This window comes from Citrobacter sp. Cpo103 (assembly GCF_030332605.1).
GTDB classification, from domain to species: Bacteria; Pseudomonadota; Gammaproteobacteria; order Enterobacterales; family Enterobacteriaceae; genus Citrobacter; species Citrobacter portucalensis.
Genome location: NZ_JAOWHO010000029.1, coordinates 784,183 through 806,253 on the forward strand (window position 1 = coordinate 784,183; position 22,071 = coordinate 806,253).

The 22,071-nt window shown below is 50.7% G+C and carries 31 protein-coding genes and 1 pseudogene; 29 read left to right on the forward strand and 3 right to left on the reverse strand.

The window, feature by feature from the left end; genetic code table 11:
• Nucleotides 1-63 precede the first annotated feature (63 nt).
• The gene (locus tag OGX89_RS12495) at nt 64-237 is read right to left on the reverse strand and encodes a YnfU family zinc-binding protein (protein ID WP_213083834.1); all 174 of its coding nucleotides are present in this window, start codon (nt 235-237) and stop codon (nt 64-66) included.
• A 141-nt stretch (nt 238-378) separates the two neighbouring features.
• On the opposite strand from OGX89_RS12495, the gene OGX89_RS12500 reads away from it, so the two are divergent.
• The 8 genes and pseudogenes from OGX89_RS12500 (at nt 379) to OGX89_RS12530 (ending at nt 3,193) form a co-directional block, all read left to right on the forward strand.
• Nucleotides 379-576 carry a hypothetical protein gene (locus OGX89_RS12500; protein ID WP_024174517.1) on the forward strand — a complete coding sequence of 66 codons (198 nt, stop codon included), beginning with the start codon at nt 379-381 and terminating at the stop codon, nt 574-576.
• A 28-nt stretch (nt 577-604) separates the two neighbouring features.
• A pseudogene (locus tag OGX89_RS12505) lies at nt 605-769 on the forward strand (DUF2514 family protein); the annotation flags it as partial.
• A gap of 379 nt (nt 770-1,148) precedes the next feature.
• Nucleotides 1,149-1,361 carry a cold shock protein CspG gene (gene cspG, locus OGX89_RS12510; protein WP_000066494.1) on the forward strand — a complete coding sequence of 71 codons (213 nt, stop codon included), beginning with the start codon at nt 1,149-1,151 and terminating at the stop codon, nt 1,359-1,361.
• A 10-nt stretch (nt 1,362-1,371) separates the two neighbouring features.
• On the forward strand, nt 1,372-1,560 hold the full coding sequence (gene ymcF / locus OGX89_RS12515) for a cold shock small protein YmcF (protein WP_057069020.1): 189 nt from the start codon (nt 1,372-1,374) through the stop codon (nt 1,558-1,560).
• Nucleotides 1,561-1,633: 73 nt separating this feature from the next.
• Nucleotides 1,634-1,864: a hypothetical protein gene (locus tag OGX89_RS12520; protein WP_000756041.1), complete on the forward strand. Its 231-nt coding sequence runs from the start codon at nt 1,634-1,636 to the stop codon at nt 1,862-1,864.
• A 204-nt stretch (nt 1,865-2,068) separates the two neighbouring features.
• Nucleotides 2,069-2,242: a GnsA/GnsB family addiction module toxin gene (locus tag OGX89_RS12525; RefSeq protein ID WP_001100119.1), complete on the forward strand. Its 174-nt coding sequence runs from the start codon at nt 2,069-2,071 to the stop codon at nt 2,240-2,242.
• Between the two features lie 441 nt (nt 2,243-2,683).
• Nucleotides 2,684-2,848, forward strand: a complete 165-nt coding sequence (locus OGX89_RS23785; RefSeq protein ID WP_213090494.1) for a YnfU family zinc-binding protein — start codon at nt 2,684-2,686, stop codon at nt 2,846-2,848.
• 117 nt (nt 2,849-2,965) lie between these two features.
• Nucleotides 2,966-3,193 (forward strand): hypothetical protein, encoded by a 228-nt coding sequence (locus OGX89_RS12530; protein ID WP_088902172.1) that lies wholly within the window; start codon nt 2,966-2,968, stop codon nt 3,191-3,193.
• Here the strand turns inward: OGX89_RS12530 and OGX89_RS12535 are convergent.
• On the reverse strand, nt 3,174-3,413 hold the full coding sequence (locus OGX89_RS12535; RefSeq protein ID WP_088902173.1) for a DUF1883 domain-containing protein: 240 nt from the start codon (nt 3,411-3,413) through the stop codon (nt 3,174-3,176). The two genes, OGX89_RS12530 and OGX89_RS12535, sit on opposite strands and share 20 nt — an antisense overlap.
• A gap of 177 nt (nt 3,414-3,590) precedes the next feature.
• Between OGX89_RS12535 and OGX89_RS12540 the strand changes: the two genes are divergently transcribed.
• Nucleotides 3,591-4,229 carry a hypothetical protein gene (locus tag OGX89_RS12540; RefSeq protein WP_072667361.1) on the forward strand — a complete coding sequence of 213 codons (639 nt, stop codon included), beginning with the start codon at nt 3,591-3,593 and terminating at the stop codon, nt 4,227-4,229.
• Nucleotides 4,230-4,239: 10 nt separating this feature from the next.
• Here OGX89_RS12540 and OGX89_RS12545 read toward each other — a convergent pair whose 3' ends face one another.
• Nucleotides 4,240-4,743, reverse strand: a complete 504-nt coding sequence (locus OGX89_RS12545) for a hypothetical protein (protein WP_032652440.1) — start codon at nt 4,741-4,743, stop codon at nt 4,240-4,242.
• Nucleotides 4,744-5,033: 290 nt separating this feature from the next.
• Between OGX89_RS12545 and OGX89_RS12550 the strand changes: the two genes are divergently transcribed.
• The 20 genes from OGX89_RS12550 to OGX89_RS12645 all read left to right on the forward strand — a co-directional run bounded on the left by OGX89_RS12550 (nt 5,034) and on the right by OGX89_RS12645 (nt 22,071).
• The gene (locus tag OGX89_RS12550) at nt 5,034-5,603 is read left to right on the forward strand and encodes a hypothetical protein (RefSeq protein ID WP_000210383.1); all 570 of its coding nucleotides are present in this window, start codon (nt 5,034-5,036) and stop codon (nt 5,601-5,603) included.
• Complete coding sequence (locus tag OGX89_RS12555; RefSeq protein WP_286560032.1) at nt 5,545-7,668, forward strand: phage terminase large subunit family protein; 2,124 nt, start codon at nt 5,545-5,547, stop codon at nt 7,666-7,668. The genes OGX89_RS12550 and OGX89_RS12555 overlap by 59 nt, the downstream gene beginning before the upstream one ends.
• 8 nt (nt 7,669-7,676) lie before the next feature.
• On the forward strand, nt 7,677-7,940 hold the full coding sequence (gene gpW, locus OGX89_RS12560; protein WP_000483309.1) for a gpW family head-tail joining protein: 264 nt from the start codon (nt 7,677-7,679) through the stop codon (nt 7,938-7,940).
• Nucleotides 7,940-9,577, forward strand: a complete 1,638-nt coding sequence (locus OGX89_RS12565) for a phage portal protein (protein ID WP_001045359.1) — start codon at nt 7,940-7,942, stop codon at nt 9,575-9,577. The genes gpW and OGX89_RS12565 overlap by 1 nt, the downstream gene beginning before the upstream one ends.
• Nucleotides 9,574-10,440, forward strand: coding sequence for a S49 family peptidase (locus tag OGX89_RS12570; RefSeq protein ID WP_001052909.1), 867 nt, complete (start codon nt 9,574-9,576; stop codon nt 10,438-10,440). The genes OGX89_RS12565 and OGX89_RS12570 overlap by 4 nt, the downstream gene beginning before the upstream one ends.
• A 1-nt stretch (nt 10,441) precedes the next feature.
• Nucleotides 10,442-11,032 (forward strand): hypothetical protein, encoded by a 591-nt coding sequence (locus OGX89_RS12575; RefSeq protein ID WP_001472856.1) that lies wholly within the window; start codon nt 10,442-10,444, stop codon nt 11,030-11,032.
• The gene (locus OGX89_RS12580) at nt 11,032-11,436 is read left to right on the forward strand and encodes a head decoration protein (RefSeq protein WP_001472189.1); all 405 of its coding nucleotides are present in this window, start codon (nt 11,032-11,034) and stop codon (nt 11,434-11,436) included. The genes OGX89_RS12575 and OGX89_RS12580 overlap by 1 nt, the downstream gene beginning before the upstream one ends.
• A gap of 97 nt (nt 11,437-11,533) precedes the next feature.
• The gene (locus OGX89_RS12585; RefSeq protein ID WP_001472190.1) at nt 11,534-12,583 is read left to right on the forward strand and encodes a major capsid protein; all 1,050 of its coding nucleotides are present in this window, start codon (nt 11,534-11,536) and stop codon (nt 12,581-12,583) included.
• 1 nt (nt 12,584) lies between these two features.
• The gene (locus OGX89_RS12590; RefSeq protein WP_001118869.1) at nt 12,585-12,965 is read left to right on the forward strand and encodes a hypothetical protein; all 381 of its coding nucleotides are present in this window, start codon (nt 12,585-12,587) and stop codon (nt 12,963-12,965) included.
• Between the two features lie 4 nt (nt 12,966-12,969).
• Nucleotides 12,970-13,329 carry a head-tail joining protein gene (locus tag OGX89_RS12595; protein ID WP_000537794.1) on the forward strand — a complete coding sequence of 120 codons (360 nt, stop codon included), beginning with the start codon at nt 12,970-12,972 and terminating at the stop codon, nt 13,327-13,329.
• Nucleotides 13,326-13,871 carry an ATP-binding protein gene (locus tag OGX89_RS12600; RefSeq protein WP_142710261.1) on the forward strand — a complete coding sequence of 182 codons (546 nt, stop codon included), beginning with the start codon at nt 13,326-13,328 and terminating at the stop codon, nt 13,869-13,871. The genes OGX89_RS12595 and OGX89_RS12600 overlap by 4 nt, the downstream gene beginning before the upstream one ends.
• Nucleotides 13,872-13,874: 3 nt before the next feature.
• Complete coding sequence (locus OGX89_RS12605) at nt 13,875-14,072, forward strand: DUF2635 domain-containing protein (RefSeq protein WP_000497745.1); 198 nt, start codon at nt 13,875-13,877, stop codon at nt 14,070-14,072.
• Nucleotides 14,069-15,571: a phage tail sheath subtilisin-like domain-containing protein gene (locus OGX89_RS12610; protein WP_001472192.1), complete on the forward strand. Its 1,503-nt coding sequence runs from the start codon at nt 14,069-14,071 to the stop codon at nt 15,569-15,571. The genes OGX89_RS12605 and OGX89_RS12610 overlap by 4 nt, the downstream gene beginning before the upstream one ends.
• 3 nt (nt 15,572-15,574) lie before the next feature.
• Nucleotides 15,575-15,946 carry a phage tail tube protein gene (locus tag OGX89_RS12615; RefSeq protein ID WP_000896638.1) on the forward strand — a complete coding sequence of 124 codons (372 nt, stop codon included), beginning with the start codon at nt 15,575-15,577 and terminating at the stop codon, nt 15,944-15,946.
• Nucleotide 15,947: 1 nt separating this feature from the next.
• Complete coding sequence (locus OGX89_RS12620) at nt 15,948-16,226, forward strand: phage tail assembly protein (protein ID WP_000807719.1); 279 nt, start codon at nt 15,948-15,950, stop codon at nt 16,224-16,226.
• A 141-nt stretch (nt 16,227-16,367) separates the two neighbouring features.
• On the forward strand, nt 16,368-18,227 hold the full coding sequence (locus OGX89_RS12625) for a hypothetical protein (RefSeq protein ID WP_142710262.1): 1,860 nt from the start codon (nt 16,368-16,370) through the stop codon (nt 18,225-18,227).
• A gap of 343 nt (nt 18,228-18,570) precedes the next feature.
• A complete protein-coding gene (locus tag OGX89_RS12630) occupies nt 18,571-19,974 on the forward strand; it encodes a DNA circularization protein (RefSeq protein ID WP_001139208.1) in 1,404 nt (467 codons plus the stop codon).
• On the forward strand, nt 19,971-21,056 hold the full coding sequence (locus OGX89_RS12635) for a phage baseplate assembly protein (RefSeq protein ID WP_286560028.1): 1,086 nt from the start codon (nt 19,971-19,973) through the stop codon (nt 21,054-21,056). Before OGX89_RS12630 ends, OGX89_RS12635 begins: the two co-directional genes overlap by 4 nt.
• Nucleotides 21,053-21,637, forward strand: coding sequence for a phage baseplate assembly protein domain-containing protein (locus OGX89_RS12640; protein ID WP_023568807.1), 585 nt, complete (start codon nt 21,053-21,055; stop codon nt 21,635-21,637). Before OGX89_RS12635 ends, OGX89_RS12640 begins: the two co-directional genes overlap by 4 nt.
• The gene (locus tag OGX89_RS12645) at nt 21,634-22,071 is read left to right on the forward strand and encodes a phage GP46 family protein (protein ID WP_001279799.1); all 438 of its coding nucleotides are present in this window, start codon (nt 21,634-21,636) and stop codon (nt 22,069-22,071) included. Before OGX89_RS12640 ends, OGX89_RS12645 begins: the two co-directional genes overlap by 4 nt.

The following is a 22,071-nucleotide window of genomic DNA, read 5'->3' on the forward strand; positions in this document are numbered from 1 at the left end:
ATAAAAGGTTATGTCTGCTTTGCCACATTCTGAGAGTATGAGTTTTATTTGGTAGTCAATCAGTTACTTTATTGGTTTGCTTTCCGATGGAAGATAGATGTTTCCACAGAAGGGGCAAATTAACGTTATATTGTTTTTTATTCTCGACAGACTGTGCTTTGACTGGCGGGAGCAATGAGGACAAGTACTTTTCACATGGCGTAAAGTACGCATCTTGATATCTTTGAGTATCGACATGTTGATTGTCCTGGTGGGCGGTTAACAACCATACACCACATGTTGGCTAATAGCTTCTTTTATAACCGTTACGATGTAGTCGTTAGCCATAATCAATCAAGCCTCGCAATAGCGGGGCTTTTTAACAACTGAGGAATGAGCATTACAGTAGTTCTTACAGCTAAGCAGATTGAAGACCTGGCTGCCTTCGCAAAAGAAGATGGCCAGCCACAATATACCATCACTACCGGAACAATCCCTGAGTTCGAAGCGGATGATGGCGAGGTTATCCCTGAGTACACCGGGCTGATTGCCTATTCCGAGTCGCTAGAGCATAGCGTTCTACAGCTCGATAACTAACGAATCAACATAACTTTCCATCCGCCATGACACCACAATGCTCGTAGACATGCCAGGAAGCCTGGCAGAAGAAGCTCGATACCATGCTGAACGCGCTGATGAAAACTACCGAGCAGGAATGACATGTGAGCGGATTTATGAGTCCGTAAAAATACTAACAATGAACCGTAGAGGAAAAATAATAGCTCTATAAATTAAGATGTTGACGGTTTTCGTGGATAAATTTGTGAATTTTTACTATGAAGGAAATACGACTCTTCCTTGAGTCAAAATCCCTGACAACTTAGGGTGATAGATAAAGGTCTTACGCAGCATGACATAATTTTCGATTTAAGCTATTTAAATTAATTTTTAAGATCAAAACCCACTGAGATTTACTTACAAAACTAAACCTTGCTATGTCTGGTTAATCATGCGTTAATGAATGTCTGGTTTGTAACGAATTTATCTGAAGCAGTCGCTGTAATAATTTTATTCCTTGTTCCTGTTGAGATTTCCTTGTTAGCTTTTCTCTCTGATAATTTTTTTTCGGACCATTCTGCCCAAGGGCTTACTCAATAAAGGTAATGTTTATGTCTAATAAAATGACTGGTTTAGTTAAATGGTTTAATCCTGAAAAAGGTTTTGGTTTTATCACTCCAAAAGATGGTAGTAAAGATGTGTTTGTTCACTTCTCTGCTATCCAGAGTAATGATTTCAAGACGTTGAATGAGAATCAGGAAGTTGAATTTAGTGTTGAACAGGGACCTAAAGGCCCCACGGCAGTTAATGTCGTGGCTGTATAAGGTAACTGTTATTACTAATAATATTCACTTCAGATGTCCGTGTTGCCACGGATCTCAGTACCGAACGTCAAACTTTGATGTTACTGAAAAAAATCCTTTCGGAGCAAAATGTATTTTTTGCAAATCAACAATGATTACATTTGATAATATTGCACTGTACATTCGTTCTGGTCAGTCTTCGTTAGAATTCAGAAAATAAATTTCAGGCTCCTTATGGAGCCTTTTTTGTATGCTGAACCGACAATCTCTGTAAGAGACATCACGGTAAAATTATGAAAAAAGTCATCGTTTTTTTTAATGCAGAACCAGCAGTTGTTGTAACCGTAATGAAAGGTATTACTACGATAATGCGTGAGTTTCCCAATGGGGAAAAAGCACACCTACCCGTGATGTCAGCGGGATTTCCATCTCTGACAGGAGACCATAAAATAGTTTATGTAGCCTCTGATCGTGATGTCAGTTCAGAAGAGATCCTCGAGGCAGCCTCGAAGCTTTTGAAATGAGATCTGGTTGTTTCGTGACCGACCCGGATTTTAGTACAGTGGTTTGTGTGGTCGCGAGCTCTTTTGCATGAAGATTGTACTGCAAACTATTGATAATTGAGTCTTTCTATTCTATCTTTTAAACATATCAGCGCTTATACAAGTGCTCTACGGGGAATGTAACATGCCTGGCGTTGATACGTTAGAGATCAAGAGAGGTAAACAATGAACGTCGAAGATTTAAAAAGAAAAACTGAAGCGGATATTTCTGAATTCATCACAAAAAAAATTATTGAACTCAAAAAAAAGACAGGAAAAGAAGTTTCCGATATCCAGTTTAATGCTCGTGAAAAAATGACTGGGCTTGAAAGCTATGATATTAAAATCACATTAATCTAATTGTTATAAGACTCAGTTCGAGTGAAAAAGCATTATCTTGAAAGGTAATGCTTTTTTATTTCTGTCATAAAATTTAGAACGTTGTCAAAGCCTTCACTTCTAACCACAGATTTTCTGCTTACCTTTTAACGGGTCCTCCTTGACGATTCTGACCATCGAGGGGCAGCAGCGGCGCGGGATTTGGAGCATTTTTGATTCTTCACGCAACCATTTCAGCATTTGATGCTGATGACGGAACACTATCCCCGAATACACTGGGTTTGTTGCATTCTCTGATTCAAAAGAACACGGTGTGCTTCAACTTGGCTGAGCAGGCATTACAGCAGACATTCACTGAGTGCCTGCGACAAAGTTAAATGGCATCAAGCATGCGATGATGATTGATTAATAATTGAGCTATGCATGGTATAATAAGCCCCATTCATTGAAAGGTTAACCACCATGTCATTTTTCGATTATGCAATGCAGCGTGTTGGGCTTGCAGCCAATACGACTGTCATGTGCCCGATATGCGGACATAAATCCACACACTCGACCACGAAAGTACGCCAACAACAGGCGTTACTTTGCCCTAAATGTAAATCGCTGTTTGTCATTCACAGATAACATGCGACCTGCTGAATATAACCGCCTACGGGCGGTTTTTTATTGCCATCACAAAGGCCACTTTCGAGTGGCTTTTTTAATGGTCATCACGACGGGTATTACAGCAGGAATTACTGAGTGCCTGCGATAATGCTCAATATTTTTATCGGAGTGAATATGCCACCGCGCACACCGAAGGCCGGCCTGAAAGGGGCGATACAAAAAAGGGAAAAAATGAAAAGACATAAGCGAAATAAAAAAGCCACCACATCTGCAAATGTGATGGCTGGCATTCGGATTAATTCAGGTTGGCTGAATAAGTTAGCCGCAGATATTACTAAAATAATTAATGAAGCATGTCCCTAATCTCATCTGAGATATCTCTTGGCCCTGCAGGCTGAGGCGCAACCAACCGGGTCGGAAGTCTCTCGAAGAAACCACCACCACCATGATGATGAAAACCCCGGTTATTTTTATAACTATTGAAGTTACTGTCGGTAGTGAGAAGGATGTTGCACTGGTGCGAGCAGTCAACAACAACGACATCACCTGCATTCAGGTGCATTCGTTTGTGAAGAAATTGCATAAGTCTCCTTATCAAGAGGCAATCAGCACTCCTCTCAAGGCTGGTACGCCAACGTCCCACCGCTGACGGGCTGAGCCATTACCTTACCCAGACTCAACGATAAGTAACATCCTGATATTCAGACAGTAACTGTAATCGATAATGCTGAAGAATAGGCAGTAAATACAGGTGACTGATATGGCAACACTGAAGGATTTATCAAACCAGTTAAAGCAACTGCAAAAGCAAATCCCGTTTGCCACAGCTCAGGCGATGACAAAAGTTGTACGCCAGATTGAGTTGGCTCAGAAGACGGCATTCGAACGACATCTGGAGAGCCCCACGCCGTTTACCGTTAAATCAGTTGGTTCGGTGGCGGCAAGAAAGAACAATCTGACCGCAAAGGTTTTTGTCCGTGATACCGCTGCTGGTTATCTGGAACCATTCGAGTTTGGCGGAGAGCACAAGCTCAATAGCCAGGCTCTATTAAATCCCAAGAACGTTAAGCTAAACAAATACGGCAACATGCCGCGTAATAAGCTCTCACAGCTTAAAGCAAAGGAAAATGTATTCGTAGGTGAGGTTGATGGCGTTAACGCTGTCTGGCAGCGTAAGAAGCCGATGAAAGCTAAGAAGCGACGGGCCAAACGTTCCGCTAACGGGACGCGAAGACCGAAACGCAAACAGCGTTCTCCAAAGCTTTTGATCCGGTTTGGTGATGCGCTACCTGTGACTCCAGTGCTGGGGTATATGGATAGGGCCCGTACCATGGCGAACGCACTGCTACCGTCTGCTTTAAATCAGGCGATAGCAGAAGCCATCAGGACGGCAAAATAAAAGCAGTAACTTATAAGTTAATTTCGCAAGCTTTTATGAAGCTGTTTACTGCAGTTGTCGATCCAGAAACATTGGCTGACATGGAATGCTGGTTTCCGCCATCCTTTGTTTGCACACCAACTAACACTTTGGATTTCGCCCCCTGAAGCTGCTTAAGCACTGTTTTCAGTTGGTCCGTGTCATCCGATTGAATCTGGAGGCTCTGAACATTACGTCTTGAAAGGGTAGCATCGAGCTTCACTGCGGTATTCCCGTCGACCTTCATTATCAGGTCCATTGGTACCTCTGATAGTGATTCGGTGCTTTTATCCATTTCAACGTATGCCGCCGATAGCTTTTCTTTAGTGCAGTCAAACACAATGGCGCCATTGTCGGATGAAACCTCGCCAAGCATCATTGCTTTCTTACCACCAGAGAAAAGGTCATCTTCAGTATTAGTTACCCACTGGGCATGAGCAATTGGTGATGCCAGCACTGCGGCTACGAAAGTTATTTTGATTATATTGTTACCCATTACATTCTCCTTGTATTGAATAGGAATAATCATAGTCGGAGCGAATGGTCGAAGCCATTAAAAAAATGGGTCCTTCCTGAGACTTTTGTAAGGCACGGGCATTGCGCGCCGCGGTGTTTTCCTAGCTACAACTTTCAGATTTGTGTCCCATGTCCCACCTCTGGCGATCATTACGGACACCTCGCCAGCTCTGGCTATTCCAGTTTATTCCAGTGGGACATTCTGGTGGGACATGGCAAAAATGTCCCAGGCGAATGTCCCACCCCAGAAAATGTCCCAGGTGATGTCCCATGACCACGATGAACCAGAGTCAGTACGCACAACATTCAGGTGTGGATCGCAAAACAATTGGTCGGTGGATTAAAGCCGGGCGCTTCATTGTGATGGACGGAGACCTGATTGACGTAGAGGCCAGCGATGCGGCATTGAAGAAAAACCGCGATGGCAAAGACCCGCGCGCCTCGAACGCGAAGAAAAAGAAAACTCCCGTCGTTAGCGATAACGATGATGACGGTGATGAAATCAATAAAACTGTCCGCCAGATAATGCTCACTGAAGGGGCAGATCTTTCGAGAGAGGAAGCGGGACGTATCCGCGAGAATTACATGGCCCTGCAGGCAAAGCTGCAGTATGAAAAAGACAGCGGCCAGCTTATTGAGCTGACAGCAGCCGAGGAGGTTTTATTCAACGCCTTTCGCCAACAGCGTGATGCCTGGCTTAACTGGCCGTCCAGGGTGGCGCCGCTAATGGCTGCTGATCTGGATGTACCGGCGGACAGGATGACAGAGGTGCTGATTGAACATGTCCACAAACACATCTCAGTCCTCGGAGAGCCAGAGTTTAACCCGGCAGAAGATTGAGCGTCTTGAATTAAGCGTCCGCAAAGGCTGGACACCCCCGCCGCGTATCAGTGTGCCGCAGTGGGCAGATGACTATCGTAAGCTGGCAAAAGAGGCTGGGAGCACTTCGGGAAACTGGGAAACATCGACGGTAGAAATTGCCCGCGGACCGATGCTTGCCGCGACGGAGTCCGGGGTTCATATCATCACTGTAATGTGCTGTACCCAGTTGATGAAGACAGCACTGCTGGAAAACCTTTTTGGCTATTTTGCCCACCTCGATCCTTGTCCGATACTGCTGCTGCAGCCGAAAGAAGAAGCCGCTGAACAGTTTTCGAAAGAGCGTATTAGCCCGCTGGTAAGGGTGACGCCGGTACTGCGTAAAATCATCGGTGATTCGAAACAGAAAAGCTCGAAAGAAACCATTCTTTACAAGGCGTTCACTGGCGGATTTCTGGCGCTGGCGGGTGCTGGTAGCCCTGATAACCTTGCGCGTCGTCCGATTCGTGTCCTGCTGGCGGATGAAGTGGACAAGTACCCGATAACCCGCGAAGGCGATCCAATTGCGCTGGCCGAAGAGCGTACAGCGACATTTGGCCTGACCTGGCTGTCTGTACGCGCCTGTTCGCCGACGGTGGAGGATGAGAGCCGCATTGCTGACAGCTACGCCGACTCCGATCAGCGCCGGGCATCTGTGGTTTGCCCGCACTGTGGCCACCGCCAGTTCCCCGACTTTTTCAAACACGTTCAGTGGCCGAAAGAGGGAGATAAACACCTGACTAAATCGGCGATGCTCTATTGCGAATGCTGTGGTAGTGGCTGGTCCGAAGGACAGCGCCTCAGAGCTCTGCAAACTATTCGATGGCATCAGACGCGCCCATTTGAGTGCTGCGGGGAGCGGCACTCACCGCTGATGGATTATGACCTTGCCTGGCGGGCGGCAGACGAGGGCAGCGTTGAAAAGGTCTGGCAATGGTCAGAGTCGGAACGGCATGCGGTCTATCGCGCAATCTGCCCCTCCTGTGGAAAGGAGGCAGTCGATAACCACCACGCGGGGTACCAGGCATCCAAGCTTTTCAGCCCCTGGCAAAAAGATAAGCCGTCGGATATTGCGAAAAAATATATCGATGCGAAGGGCGATCCGGATAAGGAACAGGCGTGGTGGAATACCCAGATGGGGCTTCCGCACCGACCTAATCATGGGAAACAGCTCCCTGTTGATGTTCTGCTGGCGCGCCGGGAAATATTTCCGGCCGTCGTTCCGGACGGGGTGGCATTGTTAACAGCTGGAGTTGATACCCAGGACGATCGCTTCGAAATTACGATCACCGGCTGGGGGAGAGATGAAGAATCGTGGTCGGTCGCGCATGACGTTATTTATGGTGACCTTGAGACGGAAGAACCCTGGAAGCGACTGGATGCATACCTGAAACAGATCTGGCGACGTGGTGACGGGCGCGGCCTGAATATCATGGCAACGTGCATGGACTCCGGCGGCCACCATACGCAGAAGGTATACGAATTCGCCAAAGAGCGTCTTGGCCGTCGTGTCTGGGCAATTAAGGGGGAGTCTGCACAGGGAGGCAAACGCAATCCTGTCTGGCCGACCAAACGACCATCATCGAAAAGCAAAGCCAGTTTCCGCCCTGTCATTCTGGGGGTTAACTCAGCGAAAGACGTGATACGCGGTCGCCTGCATCTTGAGCCACCCAAACCTGGCGCCGCCGCTGCGGGTTATATGCATTTTCCTGACGATCGCGATCTCGGGTACTTCAATCAGCTGCTGGCGGAGCGACTGGTTTACAAAGTCATTTCCGGGCAGCGGTACAGTATCTGGGAAGCAATACCAGGACGAGCTAACGAAGCGCTTGACTGCCTCGTTTACAGCTATGCCGCGCTGTGCGGTCTCAAACATATGGGGTTAAAACTCAACGTCCGGGCCGCCAACCTCGAAGCCGATCCGGATAAGTTCCTGCCAGCGCTAGTTGGACAGGAAGAAAAAATCAATTACGAGCTGCCGGGTGCGGTTATTGAAGAACCAGCGCCGGTCAAACGTAAGCGAATATCGCAACTCCTGCCGAAATAAGGAAAATCATGTTCAACCGGAACACCAGCCTGCTTGCCGGCGCAATGACTGACGATCAGCTCAGGGATGCGCTTGCGAAAGCTCAGCAGGCGTACATTGATTTAGCAACCGGGAGCCACGGTGTTTCGTTTTCCTATACGCAGGGAGACGGGACGCGATCAGTGTCCTATCAGCAAAGCACCCTGGCTGATCTGCTGGCCCTGATTCAACTTCTGCAGGCGCAACTGGGGATTATCTCTCGTCCCCGGAAACCAGCGAGGTTTAGATTCTGATGAATAAAGTACAGATACTGGGCTCTGATGGGCAGCCGTTGCGACAGCAGCGTCCCTCTATGCTGGTGGGGGGGAGCCGCGTACCTTATGACGCAGCTGACTCTTTCAGCGATCAACTGGCGAACTGGCAACCCGCGCTGTGGTCCCCGGACAATGAAATTAACATTTACCGGGATCGCATCGTGTCCCGCGCACGCGATCTGGTCCGTAATGACGGCTGGGCAAACGGTGCGGTCACACGTCTGCTGGATAATGCGGTTGGTGCCAACTTCCGCCCCATCATGAAACCCGATTACCGTGTTCTCAGAATGATCACCGGAAACAAGGCGTTTGATGCGTCCTGGGCGGAAGAGTACGGAAAAGCACTGGACGGGCACTGGCGGACCTGGAGTAACGATCCTGGCCGGTATTGTGATGTTGAACGAAAACTCACCGTGTCGCAGATGTTACGCCTGGGATTTCGTCACAAGCTTATTGACGGGGATGCTCTGGCCATTCTCCAGTACAGAACTGACAGGCTTGGTCCCGGAAGAGGGCGTTACGCCACCACGGTACAGATTGTCGATCCTGACCGCCTCAGTAATCCTCAGCAGAATTTCGATATGCCAAATGTCCGTGGTGGCGTTGAAATTGATGCGGACGGTGCGCCGGTTGCTTACCACATCAGGGAGGCCCATATCGGTGACTGGTGGAGCGGGGCTAAAACCATGACGTGGCAGCGTATCCCGCGTGAAACTGACTGGGGCCGCCCGCATGTGGTTCACGATTTTGATCATGAGCGTGGCGCGCAGCACCGCGGTAACGGCATCCTGACTCCGGTTATTCAGCGTCTGAAAATGCTGGTGAAGTATGACCAGAGTGAGCTTGAGGCAGCAATTCTTAATGCCATATTCGCCGCTTACATTGAGTCACCCTATGACCCTGCGATGGTTCAGTCTGCCCTGGGCGAGACCTATGACGAGTCGGAGTTAGGCACTTATCAGGACGGGCGTGTTGAGTTCCATAACGATCGGCGTCTGACACTTCAGAATGGTGCCCGAATGCCCATTCTTTATCCTGGTGAGAAAATCACGACGGTTAACGCGGCGCGGCCCTACAGCAATTTTGAAGTCTTCGAATCTGCTGTTCTCCGTAATTTTTCTTCAGGAACAGGGTTGTCCCCACAGCAGGTCACCCAGGACTGGTCTGACGTTAACTACAGCTCTGCACGCTCCTCGTTGCTGGAGGCATGGAAAACACTGACTCGCCGCCGGGACGATTTTTCTACCGGCTTCGCTCAGCCCATTCTCACCGCCTTTGTTGAAGAAGTTCACGACAATGAGGATTTACCCCTGCCCGCAGGCGCACCTGATTTTGTTGACGCCAGAGCCGCGTATTCTCGCGCGCGCTGGATGGGGCCAGGGCGCGGCTGGGTGGATCCGGTTGCAGAGAAAAAAGGCGCCATTCTTGGTCTGGATGCCGGACTTTCCACCCTCGAGATTGAGGTGGGTGAAAACGTCGGTGAAGACTGGGAAGAAGTGCTTGATCAGCGCCAGAGAGAAATTGAGTCATGTCTTAAACGCGGATTACCGCTTCCGAGCTGGGCACAGGCTGACCAGTTTGCGAGCCAGACCATTACCGATCCGGAGGAAAAGTGAATCTACCCCATCTGGCCCAGCGATTATTTAACACCCCGCTGGCGCTGCACCCGAGTAAAGCCGAAGTCATCATGGCATCCGTAATGGACCGATTTGGTATCAGTAAAATCGAATCTTCTCTTGCCATGGAGGATGACTGGTACGGATATGACGATAACCGGGGACGTGAATCCCGTAGTGATCCGGGTTATGACAATGTGCTGGGTGTCGCCGTCATCCCGATATGCGGAACGCTGGTGCAAAAACTGGGCAGTCTGCGTCCGTACAGTGGAATGACTGGGTATGACGGCATTCGTCAGGCGTTTCTTACTGCGATGGAAGATCCCGACATTTCGGGCATTTGCCTGGATATCGACTCACCCGGCGGCGAGGTCGCTGGATGCTTCGATCTGGTTGATGTCATTTACGGCTCCCGGGGGAAAAAGCCTATCCATGCCATTCTGACGGAAAGCGCTTATTCCGCTGCGTATGCCATTGCCAGTGCAGCGGACCGGATTTCTGTTCCGCGCACCGGCGGAGTGGGTTCTGTGGGTGTGATCACCATGCACCTTGACTGGACGCAGCGGATTAAAGATGACGGTCTTAAAGTTACGATCATCACCTATGGATCCCGCAAGGCTGAAGGTTCGCCGCTGAGAGAGTTGTCAGATGAAGCGCTGGCCGCCATCCAGCAGGACATTAACACCATGGGCGAATTGTTTGTGAACACTGTTGCCAGAAACCGGGGGATTAGCGCAAAGGTTATAAAAAGTACCCAGGCCGCCTGTTTTATGGCTGCTGATGGCGTTGAAATTGGACTGGCTGATGAGGTGTGTCCTCCTGACGCTGCGTTCAAAAACTTACTTGAAAAAACAGGAGCCTGAAATGGCAAAGAAAAAGACGTTTAGTTTTGCTCACCTCATTGGTCTTGGCCCTTCCGCTTCTGAGGAAGAAGAGGATAAAAAAGCCAAAAAAGCGAAAGCCCGTCGCGCGGAAGAGGACGAGCGCGAAGATGATGCCGATGATGATGAGCGCGACGACGACGCGGAAGAAGACGAACGCGACGATGATGCTGAAGATGACGGCGATGATCCGGATGCGTCAGAAGATGATGATTCTGAAGACGACGGCGACGACGATCGCAAAGAGAGTAAGGCGGTAAAAAATGCACGCGCTGCTGAGCGTAAACGCTGCGCCCGTATTTTCGGCAGTAAGCATGCAGCTGCGAATCCTTCACTGGCCGCGTCACTGGCTTTCAATACCGGGATGAGTTCTGCGGCAGCAATTAATGTCCTAGCCTCTTCGGCTCCGGCCGCAGCCGCATCTCAGCCATCCCGTAAACGCTCTCTCGATCAGCGTATGCAGGAAAGCCACCAGGTCCGGCTTAATCCGGATAGCGGACAGAAAGAGACCGGAAAGTCTGCGCTGGTAAGTAAAATGACCGGCCTCTACAACTCCACAAGAGGAGAGAAATAATGGATCAGTTTGGTCAGAATGCGTTTGCGCCTGGCATGAAGAGCGCGCTGTTTGTTCCGGATCAGCTTGTCGCTGGCACGCTCCAGCTGGTGACTGACACCGGGATCATTACGGGCGGTGCCTTTAAGCGTGGTACTGTCCTGGGCCTGGTGGCTGCCAGCGGGAAATACACGCAATGTGTGAAAACGGCTGAAGATGGCAGTCAGTTACCCGTTGCTATTCTGGTTGATGATGTTGATGCATCGTCTTCCGATCAGAACGGCGGCCTGTATCTGATGGGGGAATTCAACCAGCACCGAATTATTTTTGATAACTCCTGGACGACCGCTGACCTGAAAAAAGCGCTCCGACCGCTGGCTATCTTCCTGAAAGACAGTGACCAGGCACCTGTAACCACCTCCTGATTTCCCCCACGGCTCTCCTGACGAATGCTTTAACCGGCAGGGGCTGGCTCGTTTAAATTTTTTGCCAGCTGCGGCTGGCACTATCAAGAGACTGAATATGGAAAATATTTTTGATACCAGCGTGCTGGTGCAGGTTGTTCCTAACCTGAAAACCAGTCAGAACTGGCTGCTCGATCGCTTCTTCCCGAATGTAGTGACTTACGAGACTGAAGAAGTGGCGATTGATGTTGATGTCGGCCTGCGTCGTATGGCGCCGTTCGTCTCCCCGCTGGTGGAAGGTAAGCTGGTCGAATCCCGTAAATACCAGACCAATACCTTCAAACCGGCATACATCAAAGATAAGCGCGCGCCGGACCTGCGCAAACCTATCCGCCGCCAGATTGGTGAGCGTATTGGCGGGGAATATACCGCTGCCGAGCGCGAAATGCTGAACCTTCAGTTTGAAATGACTGACCAGATTGACATGATCAACCGTCGTCTGGAATGGATGGCGGCGAGTGCGCTGGTGTCTGGGACCGTAACCGTCGCCGGGGAGGGCTATGAAACTAAGGTGGTGGATTTCGGGCGTGCTTCGGATCTGACCATCACTCTTAGCGGCTCGGATAAATGGCCACTGACCGTTGCAGCTGGCGCTACCAATACCCAGCCATCAGATGACATTGAAATCTGGCAGACTACTTTCCTGAAAGAGTCCGGCTCTGTCGCCACGGATCTGGTCTTTACGAATAAGTCATGGCGTGCATTCCGACTGGATACCACCATCAAGGATAACGCCATTACATTCCCGGCGCTGAGCCCGTTTGGTAACCAGATTAACGCCGGCCCACAGGTAATGAAGGGCGCAATTTATAAAGGGCGCTGGGGTAACTTTGACCTCTGGTTATATAACGACTGGTTTATTGACCCGCTGGATAACGTCGAGAAGCCTATGATCCCCGATGGCGCTGTCATTATGAGTGGTGCCGATCTGATGGGTACCCGCGCCTTTGGCGTTATCCTGGACCCGGCTTTCAACTACGGTCCGCTGGCTTATGCGCCAAAATCCTGGGTGAAAGAAGATCCAGCCCAGCGTCTTATCCTGATGCAATCCTCCCCGCTGGTTATTCCGAGCCGGGTAAATGCATCCCTCTGCGCAACGGTGGTCTGATATGGCAAAACAACCTAATACCGGGTTGGCTGATGATCTGAATGCAGAAGGATCTGCCAAAGACGGCCTGAGCGTTGACGACCTGAATGCTGGCGATAACACCCAGGAAAAACAGCCTTTGAGCAAAACAGATGATGCCGAATTGTCTGTTGATGACGATGGTGGTGACGAAAAATCCGGAGACACTGAATCGCAGGAGTATGTGGTGTTGAAAGGGAATTGCATTCGTCATGACGGGGAGATGTACCGCGAAAATATGCGCATCCCTGTAACCGGCAAAGATGCTGAGCGTCTTCTGCAGTCCGGCGTTATTGCTGATGTTGATGTGCTTCGTAAGCGAGTTCTTGCTTCTCAGCCATCAGTTTCAGTTACGACAGGGTAATGACATGGGCGTGGACTGGGATTCTCATCTTCTGAGTCCGCTGCATGATGTCTTTGGCGATGAGCACGAGTACCGTCCACGTAACGGTACTCCTTTTACAATTAACGGGATTTTTGACCGTGGTTATGCGCAGGTTGCTGAAAACCTTGATGGCGATTCAGAAATTAACACCTCCAGCCCGATGTTGGGTGTGCGCGATGCTGAATTTCGCAAGCTGGGTAAATCGCAACCTGCTGTATCTGACCGGGTATTTATAAAGACGGTCGGTGGTCACATCATCAATCAGTTATTTGTTGTGTCAAACGTCGAACCCGACAGTCATGGCGGATCTCGTCTTGTCCTCAATGTGGTAAAACCGCGATGAATTCAGCAGCGATACGGCAAATGGTTGTCACTGCACTAACCGGGGCAACCAGCGCGGGCGACCGCGTATTCTCTCCACGCGACTGGTCAACTTCACCAGATATGTATCCTGTGTTGTTGGTTCAGACGCCTTTTGAACAGAAAAAATCACAGGGGCGTAATACCCCTGCTTTTACCACCCTCACCACTGTCAGGATCACTGGGCGCGTTCAGGAGTATGACGGCAATACAGTGGATGATGGAGCCATGCGGGCAGAGCTGGCGCTTGAAAGCCTTCGCGAGCAGGTGGAGCGCGCGGTGATCAACAGCTACGAACTGACGCGGAATATTCAGAAATACGCGGAAGTTCGTTCAACCATCAATGTTGATTCAGAAGGAGAGGCCCATATGGGGCAGCTTCTTTTCGAGATCGACATAGAGCATTACCAGGGGCCGGAAGATTTTTATCCTGTCCAGTCGGTTCCCCTTGAGGGCATGGATATTGCGGTCGACATGCCAGACGGCACAGTTAAACCGGGTATCAGCCTCAATCTTCAGGAGTAATCCATGTTTGTTAAGCCGAACAACGGGCTCAGCGTTCGCTGCCCCGTCAAGGGCATCCCATTGCCTAAAGAGGGTGCTGAAGTACCTGACAATATTTTCTGGCGTCGCCGTCTGAGCGATGGGGACGTGATCCTCTCTAAAAAGGATGAGGGCGCGCCAGAGAAACAATCATTACCTAAAAAAGCGGGAGAAAATGAATGACCGTACCTTTCGCTCGTGTTCCCGATAACCTGCGGGTAGGGCTTTTCTTCGTTGAGTTTGATAACTCAATGGCGAATAACGCCACTGCCACGCAGCGCACCCTGCTTATCGGTGGGATGCTCAGTACCGGCTCAACCCCCCCTGGTATTCCGCAGCGAGTTTCCTCTTCGGATACCGTCGGTGAGCTGACAGGAAAAGGGGGAATTCTGCAGGCCATGATGGCGGCGTATCAGAAAAATGATACCGCAGCCGAAGTCTGGATCCTGCCGCTGGAGGAAGACTCCGATTCCATGGTGGCTGCAACCGGCACCATTAAAGTGAGCAGCGCACCGACGGCAACCGGAGTGATCTCCCTTTATATTGCTGGTGAGCGCATTCAGTTGACCGTTGTAGCAACAGATACGGTGGCAGCGATCGCCACCTCTCTGGCCGCGGCGATTAACGCAAAAACCACGCTACCTGTAACCGCCAGTGCGACTACGGATACCGTAACCCTGACCGCGAAGAATCTTGGTGCTACGGGTAATGGGATCGACATTCGCCTGAACTTCCTCGGCTTACCTGGAGGCGAGTCCACACCTGCAGGCCTGGAACTGACGATTACTGCTATGTCTAACGGAGTCGGGGCTCCGGATATTACCGGCGAGCTGGCAAACCTGCAGGATCGGACATTCGATTTCATCATCAACCCTTACGACGATACAACCTCGTTGAATGTGATGAAGGAGTTCCTGTCAGACACTGGCGGTCGCTGGGCATGGGACAAGCAGCTTTATGGCCATTCCTTTGGTACCACCACCGGGACTTACGCCCAGCTCGGTACCAAAGGTGAGCTGCGCAATAACCAGCATGAGACCCTGCTGGGCGTAAATAAATCGCCGTCCCCTTCCTGGGCATGGTCTGCAGCTTACACCGGCGCAGCTGCGGTGAGTCTGCGTAATGACCCCGGCCGCCCGCTACAGTCGCTCGCTGTTCAGGGGGTGCTTGCGCCAGAACTGCAGGATCGCTTTGAGCTGACCGAGCGTAACAATCTGCTGTACAGCGGCATTTCGACATTTACGGTCGATGACGATGGCACGGTGCGCATTGAAAACCTGATCACCACCTACCAGAAAAACAGCTATGGCGATGCAGATGACAGTTATCTGGAAGTGGAGACGCTGTTCAGCCTGATGTTTGTGACCCGCTACCTGCGCACAGCGGTGACCAGCAAGTTTGGCCGTATGAAGCTTGCTGCGGATGGAACCCGATTTGCACCTGGCGCGGCGATCGTCACGCCGAACATTATCAAGGCCGATCAGATTGCCGAGTACCAGACTCTGGTATGGAACGGTTATGCGCAGGATGCGGAGGCATTCGCAAAAAATATCATCGTCGAGCAGAACGCCAAAAATCCGAACCGCGTCGATGTGCTGTGGCCGGGAACCCTCATGAACCAGTTGCGCATTTTCGCGCTGCTCAATCAGTTCCGCACTCGGGCTGAATCAACAGGAGCTTAAACGATGGCAGGTGATACTACTAACCGCCTGGCGGGAACCGCCTATGTCACTGTTAACGGTGTGACGGTAATGGTGGAGGGCTCGTTTAAATACCAGGCTGCCACCGTAAACCGTACCACCCTGACAGGGATGGATGGTGTGCACGGGTATAAGGAAAAACCTGTGGCGCCATACATTTCTGCCCGACTGCGTGACAGTGGCGGAACGAATGTGCAGGGCTTTAACCAGCAGACGAACGTCAACGTGATCGCCGAGCTGGCTAACGGGAAAACTATCATTGGCCGTTCACTCTGGACGGTCAACGTCCAGGAAGTGGAAAGCGAAGATGCAGTATTTGATGTTCGCTGGGAAGGCCGCGACGTAACGGAGAACTAAGATGGCTGAGATTGAACGCGTTAAAACCATTCCATTAACCGTAGCGCTGGATGATGCTGCGGAGAAGACCACTTATACGCAGCTGGAGCTGAAAGCACCCACGCTAAGCCAGGCTGAGCAGTTTTATGAGAAACAGGCTGCGTCAACGTCGCTCGCGGCGATGCGCCTGCTTATTGCGCTGGTTTCCGGTACGCGTGAAAGCGTACTGCAGCCGATGGATTTTCTCGACTTCCGTAAGTGTGAGGAGTATCTGCTCAGTTTTTTGACCTGGAAGCCCTGACAACCTGGCAGGAAATGGCCGCTGACGTCACCTTCTATTTCCGCTGGTCTGAGGACAGGGCGTGGGGAATGACCCGCGCCCGGCTGAAATGGTGGGTGGCGCAGGCATCCCGGATAAACAAGCTTAGGAAACCTGAAGACGATGAGTAATTCTTTTGATTTTGAGCTGGTGGCCAGCGACCAGGTTAGCGAGGCTATAGACCGCATTAATGAGGCTGTCCGTGACCTGGAGCCGAAGCTAGATAAAACTAAAGAAGGGCTCAAGTTAGGCGGTCAGGAAACAGCCGACGGACTGAGCGGTTTTATTTCTCGCCTCGAGAATATGTCGAAGAGCGCGCGGGATAACGTGCAGTTTATTGGCGACATGGTTCCCCCACTGAAAATGGTGGGGGAGCTCACGGGGAAGATGGGGGCGCTGGGGTTAGCCGGTGCTGCCGGCTACGGACTGAAACAGGTCGCTTATGGATTTCGGGAGGCATCCCGTCAGGCCTATAATCTTGATGTCTCGGCAAAAAATGCGGGAATGCGCGTTGACGATTTTACCCGACTTTCCGGGGCAATGCGTATTCTTGGGGCAGACAGCGAGAGCGCTAATGCATCAATAGAAGGTATTTTCAAAGCATTCAATGAGGCTGCCAGTGGTAAAAACGAGGGGGTTATGGCAGCGATGGCGCAAATTGGTGCTCAAATCCAAAAAAACAGCGATGGTTCAGTAAATACCCTTAAAACACTGGAGTCTATCGCAAAAATTTTTCCAACCTTGCGACCTGAACAGCAGAAGTCCGCCGCTGATGCACTTGGGCTGACGCCCGAATTGCTGGCGCTAATGCGTGACGGTGAGCGCATGAAAAAGCTGCTGGCGAAATCGGATGAATTTGGTCTGACTGTGGATCCGGCACTAAATCAGCAATTGAGTGAAGTGAACGGCACTATGAATGAGCTCAGCGCATCCTGGGATGGTCTGTGGCAACGTTCAAAAAACAAGGCACTTAAGACCATTCTTTCGGATGGTTCAGTCAAAGACGGCCTTGAAGGTGTTACCGATCTGTTCACTAATGGTGATTTTACTGGGCTGTCTCATGCTCTCGGTTTTATCAACAGCAATGATGCTGAGAAACTACGGCGCATTCAGAACGATAAGGAACTTTATAACAGCTTACCCCGCAGTGAACGTGGGCAGGTTGACGCGGGTTTCATGACTGATGCTGTAAGAAAGCGGTACGATGCGAATTACCGCGCGACCGATTCTGCGATTCAATTGCAGAATGACTTATCCGCTATCAGCCAGCCACAATCCAACGTTGCACGCGGCAATGTTCCTTACGGGGAAACAAGGAATAACGCAATTGGCTTCAGAAATAATAATCCCGGTAATTTGAGGGTTGCAGCAAACGCAACGGGTAAAAATGGCGGATTTTCTACCTTTGCGAATGATGCCGACGGAAGAGCTGCAATGGCGAGACAGCTGATGTTGTATGGTGACAGGGGGAATAATACTCTGGATGGGATTATTCATACCTATGCTCCGCAATCAGAGAATAATACTCGTGCATATATTGACTCCGTCTCAAAAGCCACTGGATATGGAGCCAAAGAGCAAGTAAATCTGCACGATCCGGAAACATTAAAAACGATAATGGCAGCCATGATTAAACATGAGAATGGCGCACAACCTTATACTGAGGAACAACTGCTAAACGCCATCCAGACCGCCATTACTGATGATCGGTGGTCAGGGAAGAGAAATCCGGATGTGCTGGCCCAGCAGCGGTATGACATTATCTCTGGATCACGCGGCGTGGATCAAGAACCCACGATACTCAGAACACAACAAGGGAAAAGTGATGAAGTTGCCCTTAGTGAAAATCTGGCGCGGTCGTTTAAGGAGGCCATGTCCGATCAGTCTCTCAAGCTTGAAATCACGATGGTCAATGATAAGGGGGAGCGTAAAACCTATAATGCGGAAAATAATGGCAGAATAACAACGGCCATGAATTACTGATCACTGTCGTCATTTCGTTAAGGAAGAAGTTATGAATGAAAAAGTTTTTGGAGCAAAAGCCATTTAGACTCCAAAGGTTTTTGCGCTTGTTTACCTGGTAATTGGCATTTTCCTCGTTTTTTCTGTTGTCTCAATGAATTTCACGGTGATTACGATATCGGTGGTAAGTGCATTGCTTTTACGTGTGCTTTATGAGTTCCTAATGAACTCATTCAAGGCGACTGAGCATCTTTATAGGATCGCCGAATCTCTTGACCGTAATGGATCCAGCGATAAATAGATAAGTCATTTCAGTGCATATGTAAACCGCCGACATGGCGGTTTTTTTATTTCCGGAGGCGTGATGCCGTCAATTATCCAGGACGCAATAACTTCTCTTTTGGGGGGAGATACCAGCGATGACTGGCAGGGGCAGTTACGGCCCAGCTCATTCAGAGGTGTGCCATTTGCAATTGTTGCTGAGGAAGGGAGCCACGGCCGACGCCAGGCGGTACATGAATATCCCTACCGTGATACAGCCTGGATAGAGGATATCGGGCGGGCAACACGGCGATTTGTTATTCGCGGTTTCTTGATCCAGAACAGCCAGGTTTACGGCGGCGGCGATGCTATCACGCAGCGCCAGTCACTGATTGAAGCCTGTGAACAAAAAGGTAGCGGTACGCTTGTCCATCCGACACTGGGCGAATTAACGGTTTCCATCCCTGAGAATGGTTTGCGTATTTCCGGTTCGATGGAGAACGGGCGAGTATTTGAATTTACCCTGATGGCAATTGAATCAGGGCTTAAAGTGTTTGCTGTCACGGGCAGTACCGTTGCAGGCGCCACGGTGAAAACCAACTATCTGAAACTGGTCAGCACTGCTGTGCTGAGCACGATTGCCAGGGTTAAGAGTGAAATCCGCGGTGTCACACAGGCTATAAACACCATCAGAGGCACGGTCACGTTCTGGACTAACATGGTTGACAGCACCATCAGTCAGGTCACGAATCTCAGCAATGTCCTGAACTCCACGTTCGGGAATACCCGGTACGGACGTTACAGTAAAGGCTCTGTGGGCGGTAGTTCCTCTGCTGTTGCTGGCAAATCGTCAGTTGCTGATGTGGATGATGAGAGAGCACTGGCTGACAAGGTAACAGCCCAGTCGGTAATGGACCGGAAAAATGTTACCGACAGGTCGAGCCAGCTTAGCAGCTCCAACACACCTGATGAGTTTGTCCAGGGCGTCGCCGACGTGGTAAACGCAATTCTTAACAGCGCCGGCAGCGTTAATGACCGAATCACAGCGCTGGAAAAACTGGCTAATTCAATCAGCACGGAGTACCAGCAGTCCGACAGCAGCAAAGCGATTTCGGCGACCATGAACACGCTGATTGTTGTGCTATGTACTGGTGCCATGACCAGTGCCGCTGCGGACTCCAGACCAGCCAGTACAGACGAGGCAGAAGAGTTAACTCAACGAGTTTCTGTGCAACTTGATACGGCGCTGGTTCTGGCTGGAGACCGCGCGGACGATGATATGTATAACGCGCTTCTCGCCGTCAGATCGGCATTCCTTTCTACGATGAGTGAGCGTGCTTCTGGTCTGAGCGAGCTTCTGCAGGTTACTACCGCTCAGCCGCTTCCGGCGCTGACGCTGGCAAACCGATTATACCAGGATGCCACCCGTGCAGATGAACTGGTACAGGAAGCGCGCGTACCGCATCCGGCGTTTATGCCGACAACCATGAAGGTACTGAGGCAATGAATGCAGACAGCGATCTGGATGTTGTTTCTTTGACGGTCGACGGCAAAATCATCGAGGGGTGGGATTCTGTCCGGGTAACGCGGGGTATTGAGCGTTTTCCCTCTGATTTCGATCTTGGGCTAATGGATTACTTCCCTGGCAACGAAGATCGTCAACTCGTTGAAGAGGGAATTTCTTGTGAAGTTCGTATCGGAGATGATCTGACACTGACGGGATATGTTGATGACTGGGAACCCGCACTATCGCGCTCCCGCCATGAGGTCCGCGCCACGGGCAGGAGCAAATGTCAGGACCTGGTGGATTGCTCAGCTGAGTGGCCTAACAACGTCATTAATGCCAGTAATGCACTTGAAATTGCTTCTCGCCTGGCATCCTACTACGGCATCACCGTAACCACGGATGTTGATGAACTTGTGAAGGTACCCCAGTTCACTCTGAACTGGGGTGAGTCTCCGCAAGAAGTCATCGATCGGGTGGCCAGATGGTCTGCTCTGCTTTACTACGATCAGCCCGATGGAAACCTGTTACTGACCCGGGTGGGAACACGTCGTGCGGCGAGTGGGATAGGCGAAGGGGTAAATGTCGAGCAGGCATACTACCGCAAATCGATGGCTGACAGGTTTTCAGATTATGTCGGTGTATCAATGAGCGTTTCTCCAATTGCAGGGTATTCGCCTGATACGGCCTATGACGCTGTGACTCTGGCAACGGCGAGAGATCCGGAGGCCGCCCGTATGCGGTACCGAAAACATATATCGATTGTGGAAAGTACCCTGATGGCTACTCAACAGGCACAAAGTGCGATCGACTGGGAAATGAACCGGCGGTACGGACGTTCAAAACAGCTCTCGGTAACCATCGATTCCTGGCGGGATAAAGACGGGAAACTGTGGGAACCAAACACATTGATCCCCGTTGATCTTCCCACCTTACGGTTGCCGGAGACGGAATTGCTACTGGCAGAAGTCACCTATATGCGCGATGACTACGGCACCCATGCACGCATGACGCTGATGCCGCCTGAAGCATTCGCCGTTCAGCCATATGCCTTCTACCAGAACTTGGCGGGATTCAATACATGAAGCAACTATTTAAACATGCAGCGACTAGGATCGCCGGCATGCTGGGGATTGGCCGGATCACGGCTATGAAAGATGGTGGGGTGGTGCAGTCAATCCAGTACCAGACTCCGCTGGAGGTGGCCAGCGCACCGCGGATGGCTGAATTTGGTTTTTCATCCGGCCTGCCGTCAGGGACTGACGTGGTTCTGGCTTTTATTGGCGGTGATCGTTCCAGCGCGGTGGTAATTGCGTCCAACCATCAGGGGTTCCGTCATACAGGCCTGAAAGCGGGCGAAACGGTCATGTATAACCAGTGGGGTCTTAATATTCTCCTGACGGAGAAGGGGATCTTCCTGGATGCAAAGGGCCAGAATGTTGAGGTCAATAACGCCACTAACGTGACCATCAATGCCAGCCAGGGGATTCTTGCAAATACCCCGATCCTGAGGTGCACGGGTGACATTGTTGATAACTGTGAAACCAATACCCGAACACTGAAAGAGCTGCGGGATGCACATAATGACCATGATCATGTGGTTAAAAATGCCCAGAGTGGCAATGACAATATCCGCAGCCAAAAAACAGAGGATCAGGTGACATGAGTGACATCGCTTCATTCTGGAATGTGGATGAGATGTTTGCTGACTGGCAGAAAGGGCTGGGCGAACTCACCACGGGGAACGATTTACAGACTGCAATACTGGACAGCCTGTTTACTGACAGGCTGGCGCGCGCTGACGATGATTATGAGGATAGCGATCGCCGCGGCTGGTGGGGGGATTCTGGGGAGGAATCCCAACTGGGATCCCGGCTGTGGCTGCTACGGCGGAAAAAACTGACCCCGGATGTAGCAAAAAAAGCGGAGGAATACTCGAGTGAAGCGCTCAACTGGTTAAAGGTTGATGGCGTTGTCAGCGAGGTTATTCCTGTTGCCAGGATCGTCCTGCCTGACCGGCTCAATCTCATTATCCGCTATCAGGCACCGGGGAAGGACTGGCAGGAATTCAGGTTTTACTGGATATGGGAGCAACGTTAA

Excerpts from the sequence above, each read along its gene's own strand:
- OGX89_RS12495 (WP_213083834.1), bottom strand. The coding sequence starts at position 237 with ATGTCGATACTCAAAGATATCAAGATGCGTACTTTACGCCATGTGAAA.
- cspG (WP_000066494.1), top strand. The coding sequence starts at position 1,149 with ATGTCTAATAAAATGACTGGTTTAGTTAAATGGTTTAATCCTGAAAAA.
- OGX89_RS12520 (WP_000756041.1), top strand. The coding sequence starts at position 1,634 with ATGAAAAAAGTCATCGTTTTTTTTAATGCAGAACCAGCAGTTGTTGTA.
- OGX89_RS12525 (WP_001100119.1), top strand. The coding sequence starts at position 2,069 with ATGAACGTCGAAGATTTAAAAAGAAAAACTGAAGCGGATATTTCTGAA.
- OGX89_RS23785 (WP_213090494.1), top strand. The coding sequence starts at position 2,684 with ATGTCATTTTTCGATTATGCAATGCAGCGTGTTGGGCTTGCAGCCAAT.
- OGX89_RS12535 (WP_088902173.1), bottom strand. The coding sequence starts at position 3,413 with ATGCAATTTCTTCACAAACGAATGCACCTGAATGCAGGTGATGTCGTT.
- OGX89_RS12540 (WP_072667361.1), top strand. The coding sequence starts at position 3,591 with ATGGCAACACTGAAGGATTTATCAAACCAGTTAAAGCAACTGCAAAAG.
- OGX89_RS12545 (WP_032652440.1), bottom strand. The coding sequence starts at position 4,743 with ATGGGTAACAATATAATCAAAATAACTTTCGTAGCCGCAGTGCTGGCA.
- OGX89_RS12550 (WP_000210383.1), top strand. The coding sequence starts at position 5,034 with ATGACCACGATGAACCAGAGTCAGTACGCACAACATTCAGGTGTGGAT.
- OGX89_RS12555 (WP_286560032.1), top strand. The coding sequence starts at position 5,545 with ATGTCCACAAACACATCTCAGTCCTCGGAGAGCCAGAGTTTAACCCGG.
- gpW (WP_000483309.1), top strand. The coding sequence starts at position 7,677 with ATGTTCAACCGGAACACCAGCCTGCTTGCCGGCGCAATGACTGACGAT.
- OGX89_RS12565 (WP_001045359.1), top strand. The coding sequence starts at position 7,940 with ATGAATAAAGTACAGATACTGGGCTCTGATGGGCAGCCGTTGCGACAG.
- OGX89_RS12575 (WP_001472856.1), top strand. The coding sequence starts at position 10,442 with ATGGCAAAGAAAAAGACGTTTAGTTTTGCTCACCTCATTGGTCTTGGC.
- OGX89_RS12580 (WP_001472189.1), top strand. The coding sequence starts at position 11,032 with ATGGATCAGTTTGGTCAGAATGCGTTTGCGCCTGGCATGAAGAGCGCG.
- OGX89_RS12585 (WP_001472190.1), top strand. The coding sequence starts at position 11,534 with ATGGAAAATATTTTTGATACCAGCGTGCTGGTGCAGGTTGTTCCTAAC.
- OGX89_RS12590 (WP_001118869.1), top strand. The coding sequence starts at position 12,585 with ATGGCAAAACAACCTAATACCGGGTTGGCTGATGATCTGAATGCAGAA.
- OGX89_RS12595 (WP_000537794.1), top strand. The coding sequence starts at position 12,970 with ATGGGCGTGGACTGGGATTCTCATCTTCTGAGTCCGCTGCATGATGTC.
- OGX89_RS12600 (WP_142710261.1), top strand. The coding sequence starts at position 13,326 with ATGAATTCAGCAGCGATACGGCAAATGGTTGTCACTGCACTAACCGGG.
- OGX89_RS12605 (WP_000497745.1), top strand. The coding sequence starts at position 13,875 with ATGTTTGTTAAGCCGAACAACGGGCTCAGCGTTCGCTGCCCCGTCAAG.
- OGX89_RS12610 (WP_001472192.1), top strand. The coding sequence starts at position 14,069 with ATGACCGTACCTTTCGCTCGTGTTCCCGATAACCTGCGGGTAGGGCTT.
- OGX89_RS12615 (WP_000896638.1), top strand. The coding sequence starts at position 15,575 with ATGGCAGGTGATACTACTAACCGCCTGGCGGGAACCGCCTATGTCACT.
- OGX89_RS12620 (WP_000807719.1), top strand. The coding sequence starts at position 15,948 with ATGGCTGAGATTGAACGCGTTAAAACCATTCCATTAACCGTAGCGCTG.
- OGX89_RS12625 (WP_142710262.1), top strand. The coding sequence starts at position 16,368 with ATGAGTAATTCTTTTGATTTTGAGCTGGTGGCCAGCGACCAGGTTAGC.
- OGX89_RS12630 (WP_001139208.1), top strand. The coding sequence starts at position 18,571 with ATGCCGTCAATTATCCAGGACGCAATAACTTCTCTTTTGGGGGGAGAT.
- OGX89_RS12635 (WP_286560028.1), top strand. The coding sequence starts at position 19,971 with ATGAATGCAGACAGCGATCTGGATGTTGTTTCTTTGACGGTCGACGGC.
- OGX89_RS12640 (WP_023568807.1), top strand. The coding sequence starts at position 21,053 with ATGAAGCAACTATTTAAACATGCAGCGACTAGGATCGCCGGCATGCTG.
- OGX89_RS12645 (WP_001279799.1), top strand. The coding sequence starts at position 21,634 with ATGAGTGACATCGCTTCATTCTGGAATGTGGATGAGATGTTTGCTGAC.